This window comes from Listeria sp. Marseille-Q6474 (assembly GCF_946902005.1).
GTDB lineage: Bacteria > Bacillota > Bacilli > Lactobacillales > Listeriaceae > Listeria > Listeria innocua.
Map to the genome: position 1 here is coordinate 346,100 of NZ_CAMPPS010000001.1, position 13,372 is coordinate 359,471.

Annotated in this window: 15 protein-coding genes and 1 riboswitch; of the genes, 3 read left to right on the top strand and 12 right to left on the bottom strand. The window is 37.1% G+C overall.

Translation table 11 applies throughout. The features are described from left to right. Nucleotide 1 precedes the first annotated feature (1 nt). The 9 genes from OC533_RS01665 to OC533_RS01705 form a co-directional block, all read right to left on the bottom strand. Nucleotides 2-229 carry an exodeoxyribonuclease VII small subunit gene (locus OC533_RS01665; protein ID WP_003762111.1) on the bottom strand — a complete coding sequence of 76 codons (228 nt, stop codon included), beginning with the start codon at nt 227-229 and terminating at the stop codon, nt 2-4. Then, a complete protein-coding gene (gene xseA / locus OC533_RS01670) occupies nt 219-1,571 on the bottom strand; it encodes an exodeoxyribonuclease VII large subunit (RefSeq protein WP_194323430.1) in 1,353 nt (450 codons plus the stop codon). Before xseA ends, OC533_RS01665 begins: the two co-directional genes overlap by 11 nt. Before the next feature lie 18 nt (nt 1,572-1,589). After that, nucleotides 1,590-2,444 carry a bifunctional methylenetetrahydrofolate dehydrogenase/methenyltetrahydrofolate cyclohydrolase FolD gene (gene folD / locus OC533_RS01675; RefSeq protein WP_003771725.1) on the bottom strand — a complete coding sequence of 285 codons (855 nt, stop codon included), beginning with the start codon at nt 2,442-2,444 and terminating at the stop codon, nt 1,590-1,592. Between the two features lie 91 nt (nt 2,445-2,535). Beyond that, entirely contained in the window at nt 2,536-2,922 is a 387-nt protein-coding gene (gene nusB, locus OC533_RS01680; protein WP_003762105.1) for a transcription antitermination factor NusB, read from the bottom strand. Nucleotides 2,923-2,952: 30 nt separating this feature from the next. After that, on the bottom strand, nt 2,953-3,360 hold the full coding sequence (locus OC533_RS01685) for an Asp23/Gls24 family envelope stress response protein (RefSeq protein WP_003722485.1): 408 nt from the start codon (nt 3,358-3,360) through the stop codon (nt 2,953-2,955). 2 nt (nt 3,361-3,362) lie between these two features. Then, nucleotides 3,363-4,727, bottom strand: a complete 1,365-nt coding sequence (gene accC, locus OC533_RS01690) for an acetyl-CoA carboxylase biotin carboxylase subunit (protein ID WP_003762104.1) — start codon at nt 4,725-4,727, stop codon at nt 3,363-3,365. 13 nt (nt 4,728-4,740) lie between these two features. Further along, nucleotides 4,741-5,211, bottom strand: coding sequence for an acetyl-CoA carboxylase biotin carboxyl carrier protein (accB, locus tag OC533_RS01695; protein ID WP_003762103.1), 471 nt, complete (start codon nt 5,209-5,211; stop codon nt 4,741-4,743). 159 nt (nt 5,212-5,370) lie between these two features. Continuing rightward, nucleotides 5,371-5,928 (bottom strand): elongation factor P, encoded by a 558-nt coding sequence (gene efp / locus OC533_RS01700; protein ID WP_003722482.1) that lies wholly within the window; start codon nt 5,926-5,928, stop codon nt 5,371-5,373. A gap of 102 nt (nt 5,929-6,030) precedes the next feature. Continuing rightward, complete coding sequence (locus OC533_RS01705; protein WP_003766779.1) at nt 6,031-7,092, bottom strand: M24 family metallopeptidase; 1,062 nt, start codon at nt 7,090-7,092, stop codon at nt 6,031-6,033. A 179-nt stretch (nt 7,093-7,271) separates the two neighbouring features. Between OC533_RS01705 and OC533_RS01710 the strand changes: the two genes are divergently transcribed. The 3 genes from OC533_RS01710 to OC533_RS01720 all read left to right on the top strand — a co-directional run bounded on the left by OC533_RS01710 (nt 7,272) and on the right by OC533_RS01720 (nt 8,965). Next, complete coding sequence (locus OC533_RS01710) at nt 7,272-8,237, top strand: DUF1385 domain-containing protein (RefSeq protein ID WP_194323429.1); 966 nt, start codon at nt 7,272-7,274, stop codon at nt 8,235-8,237. Nucleotides 8,238-8,250: 13 nt separating this feature from the next. Then, nucleotides 8,251-8,523, top strand: coding sequence for a hypothetical protein (locus tag OC533_RS01715; protein WP_045554143.1), 273 nt, complete (start codon nt 8,251-8,253; stop codon nt 8,521-8,523). 61 nt (nt 8,524-8,584) lie between these two features. Continuing rightward, nucleotides 8,585-8,965: a rhodanese-like domain-containing protein gene (locus OC533_RS01720; RefSeq protein WP_003762099.1), complete on the top strand. Its 381-nt coding sequence runs from the start codon at nt 8,585-8,587 to the stop codon at nt 8,963-8,965. Between the two features lie 40 nt (nt 8,966-9,005). On the opposite strand, the gene gcvPB is transcribed toward OC533_RS01720, so the two are convergent. Genes gcvPB through gcvT form a run of 3 tightly spaced genes read right to left on the bottom strand, consistent with a single transcriptional unit; the run spans nt 9,006 to nt 12,919 of the window. Continuing rightward, nucleotides 9,006-10,472, bottom strand: coding sequence for an aminomethyl-transferring glycine dehydrogenase subunit GcvPB (gcvPB, locus tag OC533_RS01725; protein WP_010991511.1), 1,467 nt, complete (start codon nt 10,470-10,472; stop codon nt 9,006-9,008). Then, on the bottom strand, nt 10,469-11,815 hold the full coding sequence (gene gcvPA / locus OC533_RS01730; RefSeq protein WP_194323428.1) for an aminomethyl-transferring glycine dehydrogenase subunit GcvPA: 1,347 nt from the start codon (nt 11,813-11,815) through the stop codon (nt 10,469-10,471). The genes gcvPB and gcvPA overlap by 4 nt, the downstream gene beginning before the upstream one ends. A 15-nt stretch (nt 11,816-11,830) precedes the next feature. Next, nucleotides 11,831-12,919: a glycine cleavage system aminomethyltransferase GcvT gene (gcvT, locus tag OC533_RS01735; RefSeq protein ID WP_033533061.1), complete on the bottom strand. Its 1,089-nt coding sequence runs from the start codon at nt 12,917-12,919 to the stop codon at nt 11,831-11,833. A gap of 83 nt (nt 12,920-13,002) precedes the next feature. Then, a riboswitch (glycine riboswitch) is annotated at nt 13,003-13,094 on the bottom strand. Nucleotides 13,095-13,372: the final 278 nt, after the last annotated feature.

Here is a 13,372-nt window from a genome sequence, read left to right on the forward strand (position 1 = left end):
TTTATTCACCATCCGCTTCAAAAGGAATTTCTTCTCCTGCTTCTGTGACTACTTTAGCCATTCTTTGCTCAGCTGATTGCAATTTATCTTGGCATAATTTCGTTAATTCGATTCCTTTTTGATACATATCAAGAGAATCTTCAAGTGAGGCACTACCGTTTTCGAGCGCTTCTACGATTGTTTCTAGTTCTGCGATTGCTTCTTCAAAAGTTTTCTTTTTAGTTGCCACTTGTATCTTCCTCCTTTGCGGTAATATGTGCGTCTATGTGTCCACCTTGCATTTTCACTTGAATATTATCGCCAATTTCCAATTCTTGAACGGTTTTAACTAACTCTCCTGCTTTATACGTTACACCAAAACCACGTTTCAATAAAGCGAGCGGGCTTAAATGTTCTAAAGCCTCGACTTGTCTAATAAAAGCTTGTTGTTTATCTTTAAGTTGTTGTTTCATTGCTTTATCTAGCGCTTGCTTGCGTAATGTTATTTGCTCTTTTTGTAAGGCTATTTCTTTCTTAGGATGATAATAGTGTAAGCGATCATTTAGTCGGTTAAAAGTAGTTTGTTTTAGCAATATTTGCTTGGAAAACGCATTTTTTAGTCGTTCAGCAAAATAATCTGTACGTTCCATTTGCTGTTCTAATTGATGTTTTGGCCCATTTAAGATTAAATGTTGTTTTAGTTGCTCAAGTGTTCTTTCTTTACGTTCTAACAACTGCCTTGTAACTGCTAATAAGCGATATTTACGTTCTGCAAGTCTTTCTTCTAGATCGCGATAATCTGGAACCGCTAGTTCAGCTGCTGCGGTTGGTGTCGCTGCTCGAACGTCTGCTGAAAAATCACTGAGGGCAAAGTCTGTTTCATGTCCTACAGCAGATATTACAGGTACATCAGAATCATAAACTGCTCGAACAACTGGCTCTTCATTAAAAGCCCATAGTTCTTCGAGAGAGCCACCACCACGACCGATAATCATCACATCAATATCATTTCGCTGATTGATTCGACCAATGTTTTCTACTATTCGCTGTGCTGCCTTATCACCTTGAACGACTGTAGGGTACACGATTACTTCCACCGAGGGCATTCTACGATGAATCGTTGTTAAAATATCCCTTACAGCAGCACCTGTTTTAGATGTAACTACCGCAACTTTGGACGGGAAAGAAGGAAGCACTTTTTTATGCGCTTCCGCAAAAAGTCCTTCCTTTTCTAATTGTGATTTCAGCTGTTCTAATTGAATATATAGTGCACCGACGCCATCTGGTTCCATATGTTCGGCATAAAACTGATAACGTCCAGCTTTTGTGAAAACGCCAATTCGCCCCGTGATAAGTACATTCATACCATCTTCTGGAACAAAACCAATCTTTTGAACTGCTTTTTGAAACATGACAGAACGAAGCATAGCAAATTCATCTTTCACCGTAAAATACAGATGTCCACTCGCTGGTTGTTTTAAATTAGAAATTTCTCCGCGCACGAATACTTGTTTCATATACGGATCAACTTCAAATTTCTTTTCAATATATTTGGTTATTGCGGCTACCGTTAAATATTTATCTTGTTCCATCATTTCACATCCAATTAATCAATTCATCTTCCAAATGCGTTTTGCAGCTTTTAATGTATTAGCAAGAAGCATGGTAATTGTCATTGGCCCAACGCCTCCTGGAACTGGAGTGATGAATCCTGCTTGCTCTTTAACATCATCAAAATCTACATCGCCACATAATTTATTGTTTTCATCGCGGTCCATACCAACATCAATAACAATTGCGCCTGGCTTAATGTATTCTTTTTTAACAAATTTAGCTAATCCTGTTGCAACAACTAGAATATCGGCTTCTTTTGCCACTTGAGGTAAATCTTTTGTACGGCTATGAGCTATTGTTACTGTAGCATTTTCATTTAATAATAATTGTGCTACTGGCTTACCTACAATATTACTTCTGCCAATAACGACTGCTCGTTTGCCTTCTATTTGAGTGCCGGTTGATTTAATTAACTCAATGATTCCTGCAGGTGTGCACGGAACGAAAGAATCTTTACCAATGAATAAGTTACCTACATTCACTGGGTGGAAACCGTCAACGTCTTTGTCAAAACTAATAGCATCAATGACTTTTTCTTCTGAAATATGTTTTGGTAAAGGTAATTGTACCAATATACCATGAATTGTATTATCTTCGTTTAACTCTTCTACTACTTTTAGTAATTTTTCTTCTGTTACTGTTTCAGGAAGTTCAATTAAAACAGATTTCATTCCTGCTTCTTCAGTACGTTTTTGTTTATTTCTAACATATGTACGAGAGGCTTGGTTATCTCCTACGAGCACAACTGCAAGACCCGGTTTTTTACCTTGTTTTACTAATTCAGCTACTTCTGATGTTACTTTCTCTTGGATTTCTTTGGCTAACTTTTTGCCATCAATAATTTCTCCCATGAGTTTGGCCCCCTTAAAATACTTTCCACGCTATTATGCTTAAAAATCGCGAAATAAGGGAGTGCAAGGAAAACCTTGCACTCAATCAAGTTTATTTATCTTCAGGTGCAATATTAGCAAGTACGCCATTAATAAATTTACTTGATTTTTCATCGCTGTAAATTTTCGCAATTTCTATGGACTCATTTAAACTAACTCGATTTGGTACGTCATCCAAGTACTTAATTTCGTAAACGCTTAGTCGTAGCAAAGAAAGATCTACTTTGTTCAAACGATCGATGCGCCAATTATCCAAGTTAGGCTCAATAATTGCATCTATTTCAGCTTTATTTGCCATAACTCCTTCAACTAATTGCTCCATATAATCGTCTTGTTCGTCTTCCATGATGTTTTTAATGGCTTGATCTAACGACATTTCGTTTAATTCGATTTGGAATAATGCTTGAAGTGCTTTCTCGCGCGCTTCTCTTCTTTTCATGTTAAGGCTGCTCCTTTTTTTCCTTGAATTTTAAAGCTCAAAATCATCGAAGGAAAGTGTTTCTGTTTTTTCAAATTGTACGCCAACGATATGCACGTTGATTTCAAGAACATTCAAGCCTGTCATATTGAAAATAGTATCTCGGACAGCATCTTGAATATTTTGAGCAACAAGTGGAATAGTTGCACCGAATAGTACAGAACAATAAAGTTCGATTAGAATACCTTCTTCAGTTAGCTCTACCTTAACACCTTTACGGTAGTTAACAGCGCCACTGAATTTTTCGCGCATTTCTGTAGCAAAGCCACCTTGCATATACGCAACATTTTCGATTTCACTCGCAGCAAGACCAGCAATTACACCAATAACTTCTGGCGCAATTTCTATTTTACCAAGTGGTGCATCATTTTGTTTTCTTAAATCTTTTGTGTAAGCCATTTTTAGCCCTCCTTAGAAAGATTCATTACATCATTTTGCTCCAAGAATTTTGTATTAAAGTCTCCTGACAGGAATACATCGTTATCTAACACACGTAAATGGAACGGTATTGTGGAAGGAATGCCATCAATAGCAAACTCCGAAAGTGCCCGTTTCATTTTTTGAACAACTTCTTCACGTGTTTCTGCATAACAGATTACTTTTGCAATCATTGAATCATAAAATGGCGGGATTTTGTAGTTTGGATATGCTGCTGAGTCAATTCGAACGCCTAAGCCACCTGGTGGAAGATAAAATTTAATTTCTCCTGGTGCTGGCATAAAGTTTTTCTCAGGATTTTCAGCATTAATCCGACATTCCATCGCCCAACCAGTTAATTTAACATCGGCTTGTTTGATTTTCAGTTCTTCACCTGAAGCCACTAAAAATTGTTGTTTTACTAAATCAATACCAGTAACAAGCTCTGTTACAGGATGTTCTACTTGGATACGAGTATTCATTTCCATAAAGTAAAAATTATTTTCGTGATGATCAAAAATAAATTCGATCGTTCCTGCACCCGAATAATTCACGGCTTTTGCAGCTTTGACAGCAGCTTTACCCATTTTTTGGCGTGTCTTTTCATCGATAGCTGGTGAAGGTGATTCTTCAATTAGCTTTTGTAAGCGACGTTGAATACTGCAATCACGTTCTCCTAAATGAATAACGTTACCATGATTATCGGCAAGCACTTGGATTTCTACATGGCGGAAATCTTGAATGTATTTTTCTAAATAAACGCCAGGATCTCCGAAAGCTGCTTCGGCTTCTTGTTGTGTAGTTTGAATACCAGAAATTAGTTTTTCTTCGTTTTCTGCTACACGAATACCTTTACCTCCACCACCAGCAGTTGCTTTGATGATTACAGGATAACCGATTTTTTTAGCGATTTTTTTGCCATCTTCTACATCAGCGACAATTCCTTGTGAACCAGGTACGATTGGTACACCAGCTTTTCGCATTGTTTCGCGAGCCACATCTTTTGTCCCCATTTGTGAAATTGCAGAGGCACTTGGCCCAATAAAAGTGATGTTGCAGTCTTCGCACAACTCAGCGAAGTCAGCATTTTCAGCCAAGAATCCGTAACCAGGATGAATAGCATCACAGTTTGTTAAAACAGCAAGACTAATAATATTAGACATATTTAAATAACTATCTTTTGTTGCCGCGGGACCTACACAATAAGCTTCATCCGCTAGCTGAATATGTAGCGCTTCTTTATCTGCTTCCGAATAAATCGCCACTGTCTCCACTCCAAGTTCTTTTGCAGCGCGAATGATACGGACAGCGATTTCTCCACGGTTCGCTACCAGTACTTTTTTAATCATGTTTTTCGACCCCTTATTTTTTTCTAACTTTGAATAGTGGTTGTCCAAATTCGACTAATTCGCCACTTGAAACAAGAATTTCTGCGATTTCTCCGTCAATGTCAGCAGTGATTTCATTGAATAATTTCATTGCTTCTACAATACATACGACAGATTGTGCGGATACTTTAGAACCAACACTAACGAAATTCGCATCTTCTGGTGAAGCAGATGCATAAAAAGTACCAACCATAGGAGAGGTGATAACTTCTAACCCTGCATCAGACGTAGTTGTTTCCGCTTGAGGTGCCGCCGCTTGTTCAGTTGCTTGTGCTTGAACTGGCGCTGGTGTTACAGCAACAGGTACTTCTACTTGAGGCGCAGAAACCACTGTTTTATTCTTCTTAAGCAAAATCTTACTATCCTTTGTTTCTAACTCAAATTCATCTAGAGTTGACTCGTCAATCAGCTCAATTAGCTGTTTAATTTCATCTATTGATAACATTCCATTTACACTCCTTAATAATACTAAAAATAAAAAATTGCATGAATCACGCATTGTCCTTATTGTACCATACTTTTTATTCAAAAGGTGTACAGGAAGCGCTAGCAAATAGAAAAAACAGCTGAAGAATTAACTCCAGCTGTAATGAACTCTTCTTTCTTACGCCCGAGAAACATATGCCGCTTCGGTTGTATTAATTACTAGTTTATCTCCTTCATTAACGAAAAATGGCACTTGGACAACAAGACCAGTTTCAAGAGTGGCTGGTTTAGAACCACCTGAAGAAGTATCACCTTTAATTCCAGGATCAGTTGCAGTAACAACTAATTCTACTGTATTAGGTAAATCAATACCAATTGTTTCGCCTTGATACATGATAATATTAATTTCCATATTTTCTTTTAAGAATTTAAGCTCATGAGCAATTTGGTCTTCTGGAAGCTCAATTTGTTCATAAGACTCATTATCCATGAATACATGATTTGTACCATCAGCGTATAAGTAAGCCATTTTACGATTATCAATTTGTGCTTTTGCAACTTTTTCGCCACCACGGAATGTTTTTTCTTGGATTGCACCTGTACGAAGATTACGTAATTTGGAACGAACGAATGCTGCTCCTTTTCCGGGTTTTACATGTTGGAAATCTAGCACACGCCAAATACCATTATCTACTTCTATTGTTAACCCTGTTTTAAAGTCATTTACTGAAATCATGTTTTTCCTCCTGTAATTTGCAAAGTATCTTTATTTGGAGCATATTAAAACTGCTCATTCTTCCTTATTTAACCATAAAACACACAAAGTTACAAAGGAATTTTATAAAATAATTAATTCTTTTGGTGAATGAATTAAAATCTCATTACCAGTTTCAGTAATTAAAAGATCGTCTTCAATTCTAACCCCGCCGATTCCTGGCAAATAAATTCCTGGTTCATCTGTAACAACGTGACCAACTTCCAATTTTTGAGGGCTTTTGAATGATAAATTAGGTCCTTCGTGAATTTCTAATCCAATCCCGTGGCCTAATGAATGTCCAAATGCATCGCCATAACCAAAGGAAGCAATATAATCACGTGCAATGGCATCTGCTTCAATTCCAGTCATACCTGGTTTTAAGCTATCGATTACTTTTAATTGCGCATCTAAAGTAATTTGATAAATTTCTTTTAATTTTTCAGCAGGTTCACCGACAGCAATTGTTCTTGTCATATCAGAGCAATAACCGTCATAGTAACAACCATAATCCATCGTTACAAAGTCGCCAACCTCAATTTTTTTATCAGAAGCAACACCATGCGGAAGTGCAGAGCGAACACCCGAAGCAACAATTGTATCAAACGAAGATGATGTAGCTCCAGCACGTCTCATAAAGAATTCTAGTTCATTGGATACTTCAATTTCTGCCATTCCTGGTTTAATGAACTTAATAATATGCGCAAATGCAGCATCTGCAATGTCACAAGCCGTCCGAATAGCTTTCAATTCGCTCGCTGTTTTTACTTTACGCATTTCTTCAAAAAATCCAGTAAGAGGAATTAATTGACGATTAAACACGCGTTCCATTTGTTTAAATTCTGATACCGTTACATAATCCGCTTCGAAATGTAGCGTTTTTGTATCATTTTTAATTAGCAAATCTTCTACTGTATCAAAAATCGGTCCTTCATGTTTAACAATTTCGTATCCCTCAGCTTGTTTAGCCGCTTGTTCTGTATATCTGAAATCTGTTACAAAATATGCTTTTTCAGGCAAAATGAGTGCTACACCACTAGTTCCAGTGAAACCTGAGACATACCTTCTATTAAATTCACTTGTAACAAGAACCGCTTCTATCTTTTCCTTGCCAAGTGTTTCTTGAATTTTAGTTAATTTAGACATTTTTATTCCCCCACTTTTATTAAATTTTAAGCCAGCAAAAATCGCATTATTAAACGCGTTCGAAACTATTTTATCACAATTTAGAAAAAATAACTTTTTTTAGACGTTTTGCGCTATACGAAAAACAGTTTTTAGCGTAAAATAACATATTAGTAAACATGAATAGGCTGGTGAAAAGTTTGAGCAAACAAAACGTGCCATCATATGGTGGGCAGGCTGTTGTAGAAGGCGTCATGTTTGGCGGCAGAAAACAAACAGTTACAGCTGTTAGACGTATAGATGGTTCATTAGAATATTTTTATTTAGAAAAACATAGCCCAGTTTGGGTCATGCGTATGAAGAAAATTCCTTTTTTAAGAGGTATTGTTGCTTTAATTGAATCTAGTGCTATCGGTTCCAAACACCTCGCTTTTGCGACAGACCGATATGATGAGGATCCAAATAACCCTGTTGAAGAAGAAAAAATCGAGAAGAAAGAATCGAAAATTGCGATGTGGTTAGGTGTTGCGGTAATCGGTATCTTATCTTTCGTTTTTGCTAAATTTGTGATGACGTTAATTCCGGTCTTTTTAGCGGAGTTATTTCGCCCTATCGTTCCAGGCGACACAGCACAAGTGTTTTTAGAGAGTTTTTTCAAATTGATTCTGCTATTAACTTATATTTTTGCAGTTTCTCAAACTCCAATTATTAAACGAGTGTTTCAATATCATGGATCTGAACATAAAGTAATTAACTGTTACGAAGAAAATTTACCTTTAACAGTGGAAAATGTTCAAAAGCAGTCACGACTTCATTACCGCTGTGGTAGTAGTTTTATTTTATTTACAGTTATTGTTGGTATGTTTATTTATTTGCTAGTTCCAACTGACCCACTTTGGCTTCGGGTTGTCGACCGGATTTTACTTATTCCAGTTGTACTAGGTGTAGCATTTGAAGTTTTACAATTAACCAATAAATGCCGAAATATCCCAGTGCTTAAATATTTAGGCGTTCCTGGACTGTGGCTCCAACTTCTTACAACTAAAGAGCCGTCCGATGATCAAGTAGAAGTTGCCATTGCGTCATTCAACGAACTTTTACGTGTTGAAAAAGAATGCGCTCCAGTTGATGCGGCTGAACCTGAGAATCTGGAACTTTTAGAATAGGAGTTGATTCATAGTGAAGAAATATCCTCTTATTGTTATTATTTTACTCGCGCTGGTTGGTATTGGGCTTTTAATGGGTGGTTTTAAATCATTTTTCATATTAATAATTTCTGTTTTAATTGGTACACTTATTTTCACCCTACTTCTAAGACTTTTTGCTAATAGAAAAACAGATACAAATTACCAAAAAGCAGTGAAACAATCAAAGAATTTACATGATCCGAAGAAAAAAACGAAGAAAAAACGAAAATCTTCTTTTAAAGTGATTGATGGCGGCAAAAAATAAGTTATAATAGAAAAGGATGCTTTAAAAAAAGCAGTTTTCAGGATGAAAGGGGTTTACACAATTGATTAGTTGGATTATAGCAATTATCATTCTGGTTATTCTTTTAGGATACGAAATTTACCAGTTTGTAATGCGACGTAAAGCACTAAAAGTTTTAACAGAAGAAGAATTTAAAAAAGGTTATCGTAAAGCACAGTTAATTGATGTTCGCGAGCCAAATGAATTCGATGCTGGACATATTCTCGGAGCTAGAAATATCCCAGTTACACAAATGAAAAATCGGACAACAGAGATTCGTCAAGATTTACCAGTTTACTTATACTGCCAAACAGCACAACGCAGTAACCGCGCAGCTATTATGCTGTATAAACGTGGTTATAAAGATGTTTATCAGCTTAAAGGCGGCTATCGTAAATGGACAGGTAAAACAAAATCTAAATAAGAAAAAGCCTTGCCGTGAGATCCATGGCAAGGCTTCTTTTTTATACTTCTTTTTGATAACGTAACACTGGTTTTCTGGCAGCTCTTGTTTCGTCCAGTCGTTTCACGTAGGTGCTATGCGGCGCTTCTTGAACGATTTCAGGATTTTCTTCTGCTTCTTTAGCAATTTTCAGCATTGTATCAATAAAGGAATCAAGTGTTTCCTTCGATTCTGTTTCAGTCGGTTCAATCATAATTGCTTCACCAACAATTAATGGGAAGTAAACAGTTGGTGGGTGGAAATTATGATCTAGTAAGCGTTTTGCAATATCAACAGTGCGGACGCCAAGTTTCTTCTGTCTATTACCACTTAAAACAAATTCATGTTTGCAAACTTGGTCAAATGGTAAATCATAAGCGTCTTGTAATTTGCGCATCATATAATTGGCATTTAAAACAGCGTATTCTGTCACTAATTTCAAACCATCAGGCCCCATAGTGCGAATATAAGTATAAGCGCGCACATTAATGCCAAAGTTACCATAATACGGCTTCACTCGCCCAATAGAATCAGGATAATTATAATCAAATGTATAAGCATCGTCCTTTTTCGTAAGGACTGGCGTTGGTAAGAATGGAATTAACTCTTTTTTAACACCAATTGGCCCCGAACCAGGTCCACCGCCGCCGTGAGGACCAGTGAATGTTTTATGCAAGTTTAAATGTACTACGTCAAAGCCCATATCTCCTGGTCTAACTTTTGCCATGATTGCATTTAAGTTGGCACCATCGTAGTATAATTTTCCTCCAGCTGCATGGACAATTTCTGCCATTTCAACAATATCTTTTTCAAAAAGACCTAATGTATTTGGATTTGTAAGCATTAGTGCAGCTGTATCTTCACCTACTACTTTTTTCAAATCAGCAACATCGACAAGCCCTTTTTCATTGGATTTAACTGTAACCACATCAAAGCCAGCAACTGCCGCAGAAGCCGGATTAGTACCGTGCGCGGAGTCTGGAATGATTACTTTCGTACGTTTTGTATCACCATTTTTTTCATGGAAAGCACGAATTAACATTAAGCCGGTCCACTCACCGTGCGCCCCAGCAGCTGGTTGTAGCGTTACTTCATCCATTCCAGTAATTTCAACTAAACTTGTTTGTAAATCATAAAGCAGCTCTAGCGCACCTTGGACAGAACTTTCTGGTTGGTTAGGATGAATATTGGCAAACCCAGGGAATCTAGCTACTTTTTCATTAATTTTCGGATTATATTTCATCGTACAAGACCCAAGCGGATAAAAACCAGAGTCTACACCAAAATTATGGTTGGACAAATTGGTATAATGACGCATAATTTCCAGTTCACTGAGTTCAGGTAAATCTGCTGGTGTGGAACGAAGATATGCTTCATCAAAATAGTCACCTGCATTTGTTTCGGGAACATCACTTTCTGGCAAACTAAAACCAATTCTTCCTGGAATAGAGCGTTCAAAGACTAATGGCATTGTTTCTTCTAAATTCATTTTACACCCTCCAAGCTTGCCACAAAGGCATCAATTTCTTCTTTTGTACGCATCTCTGTGACAGCTACAAGCATATGTTGTTCGTATTTAGCATCATAAAAACCGAGGTCATAACCACCAATAATGCCTTCATCTAGAAGCGATTCATTTACTTCTTTAATTGGTTTAGAAAGCTTAACAACAAATTCATTGAAAAAACCATCAGAAAATAATACTTCAAAGCCATTTTCGCGGAATTTTTGTTTAGCATAATGAGATTTATCAAGATTTTGTTTCGCCATCTCTACTAGCCCAGTTTTTCCAAGTGTCGCCATAGCAACTGAAGAAGCTAATGCATTTAAAGCTTGGTTTGAACAAATATTGGAAGTAGCTTTATCGCGGCGAATATGTTGTTCGCGCGCTTGCAATGTTAGAACGTAACCACGTTTTCCATTTTCATCTACCGTTTCCCCGACTAAACGTCCAGGAACTTTACGCATTAATTTATTTGTTACCGCAAAGAAACCACAGTGCGGTCCACCAAATGATTCTGGAATACCAAACACTTGAGAGTCACCAACAACAATATCCGCGCCAAATTCTCCTGGTGGCGTTAGTAAGCCAAGAGATAGCGGGTTACTTGAAACAAGAAGTAAAGAATTATTTTCATGAACCAATTTTTCTAATTCTGCTAAAGGTTCTACTTGGCCATAAAAGTTCGGATATTGTACAACAAACCCTGCAATATCATCGGAAAGAGCTTTTTTTAGAACATCTATATCCGTTTTGCCATCCAATTCAGGAATAACTTCAACTTCAATATGTTGACCTGTAGCGTAGGTTTTTAGGACATTAATGCTCTCTGGATGAACCGCCCCTGAAATAAGGATTTTTTTGCGTTTAGTATGTCCGCTTGCTAACATCGCTGCTTCGGCAAGAGCTGTTCCACCATCATACATGGAGGAATTCGCTAAATCCATTCCAGTTAATTCTGCAATCATCGTTTGGAATTCAAAAATCGCTTGTAGCTCCCCTTGCGAAATCTCTGGCTGATAAGGCGTATAAGCTGTATAGAATTCTGAACGAGAAATAACGTGATCTACCACAGTTGGAATATAGTGACTATATACACCAGCTCCTAAAAAGGATGCATATTCTGAAGTATTGGCATTTTTAGAGGCAAGTTTAGATAATTCTCGTAACAACGCCGGTTCTGATTTTGCCGGTTTTAAATCATAATCCCGCTTAAATCTAATTTTTTCTGGAATATCTTGAAATAAGTCATCAATCGACTTAACCCCTATCACTTCAAGCATTTCCTTCTCATCTTGTTCCGTCATTGGTAAATAACGATGTTTTGCCATATTATTTCCTCCTTTTTACTTTGCGCGTTTATAAAATGGTGTTGGTACTACTTTTGCTTTTACTTTCTTATTTCGAATTCCGACTTCTAGTTCTTGGTCTAATTCAGTATAAGCAGTATCTATTAATGCCAAACCGATATTGGTGCCAAGAGTTGGAGATTGGGTGCCAGAAGTGATAACTCCAATTTCTTTATCATTTAGAAATACTGGATAGTCGTGACGCGGTATGCCTCGCTCAATCAATTCAATCCCAACTAATTTTCTCGTTAGCCCCGCTTCTTTTTGCTTGATAAGTGCTTGTTTTCCGATAAAATCTGCTTCTTTTTTTAATTTCACTGCAAAATTAAGGCCAGCTTCAAGCGGAGTAATATCTTTACTCAATTCTTGACCATAAAGCGCAAGAACTGCTTCTAGACGTAGCGTATCACGAGCTCCAAGACCGATTGGCGCTACACCTTCAGCCAAGATTGCCTCGAATACTTTTCCAGCATCCGCACTTTGCATGTATATTTCAAAACCATCTTCTCCAGTGTATCCACTTCTCGATATAATTGTTTTCACTCCAGCAACATCAGCATCTTCTATAAAACCAAAGAAGCTTATAGAGCTTAAGTCCGCATCTGTTAATTTAGAAAGGATTTTTTCTGCATTTGGTCCCTGTAAAGCTAACTGTCCAAACTCCGAAGAGACATTTTTAACCGTAACATCCCCAACAATATTTTGAACCATCCACTCAAAATCTTTTTCTGTATTTGCCGCATTGACGACAAGTATGTATTCGGTTTCTGATTTCTTATAAACAACTAAATCATCTACTGTTCCGCCTGTTTCATAGCACATAATATTATATTGTGCTTTCCCTATTTTTATTTTCTCTATGTCGTTAGATAACAAATACTGTAAATAAGAAGTACTGTCAGGGCCTTCCACCAAAATTTCGCCCATATGGGACACGTCAAATAACCCTGCATCAGTTCGCACGGCCTCATGTTCTGCTTTTATTCCAGCAAATTGTACTGGTAAATCCCATCCGCCAAAATCAATGGTTTTCGCACCATATTTTGCATATAGTGGATGAATCGGTGTTTTAAGTAATTCCGTCATTATTATATCCTCCTTTTTCACATAACAAAAAGGCTTATATAGTTCATAAGCCCTGTCGTGACATAAAAATGACTCCAGAGTTGCGTCCCGTAAACATCCTTTTGCCTGAGAGTTTCACATAACTTATGCTTTCCCCGTCGGCGCTGCTTTTCACAGTCTCTCTGTTTACATTCACCCGCTAATTCTATTATGTATCTGCCTTTTCTATAGCTTATCACGAGTTGTATTGTTCGGCAAATAATTAGTTTTATTCCTAAAAAATTCTTATTTTAATAGCTTCGTTCGGAATGTAAGGGCTTTATCTTGATTTAAAGTTCTTATTATACGCTTGTTACATTACGCACAAAGATTGTGAAAATATAATAAATGTGAAAAAAGTTTTTTCTATGGGCTGAGATACACTAAAAAGATTTTTTAATAAAGCATTTTCTATCATCTGACTCTTTTTAACTA

Excerpts from the sequence above, each read along its gene's own strand:
- xseA (WP_194323430.1), bottom strand. The coding sequence starts at position 1,571 with ATGGAACAAGATAAATATTTAACGGTAGCCGCAATAACCAAATATATT.
- folD (WP_003771725.1), bottom strand. The coding sequence starts at position 2,444 with ATGGGAGAAATTATTGATGGCAAAAAGTTAGCCAAAGAAATCCAAGAG.
- nusB (WP_003762105.1), bottom strand. The coding sequence starts at position 2,922 with ATGAAAAGAAGAGAAGCGCGCGAGAAAGCACTTCAAGCATTATTCCAA.
- OC533_RS01685 (WP_003722485.1), bottom strand. The coding sequence starts at position 3,360 with ATGGCTTACACAAAAGATTTAAGAAAACAAAATGATGCACCACTTGGT.
- accC (WP_003762104.1), bottom strand. The coding sequence starts at position 4,727 with ATGATTAAAAAAGTACTGGTAGCGAACCGTGGAGAAATCGCTGTCCGT.
- accB (WP_003762103.1), bottom strand. The coding sequence starts at position 5,211 with ATGTTATCAATAGATGAAATTAAACAGCTAATTGAGCTGATTGACGAG.
- efp (WP_003722482.1), bottom strand. The coding sequence starts at position 5,928 with ATGATTTCAGTAAATGACTTTAAAACAGGGTTAACAATAGAAGTAGAT.
- OC533_RS01705 (WP_003766779.1), bottom strand. The coding sequence starts at position 7,092 with ATGTCTAAATTAACTAAAATTCAAGAAACACTTGGCAAGGAAAAGATA.
- gcvPB (WP_010991511.1), bottom strand. The coding sequence starts at position 10,472 with ATGAATTTAGAAGAAACAATGCCATTAGTCTTTGAACGCTCTATTCCA.
- gcvPA (WP_194323428.1), bottom strand. The coding sequence starts at position 11,815 with ATGGCAAAACATCGTTATTTACCAATGACGGAACAAGATGAGAAGGAA.
- gcvT (WP_033533061.1), bottom strand. The coding sequence starts at position 12,919 with ATGACGGAATTACTTAAAACACCGATTCATCCACTATATGCAAAATAT.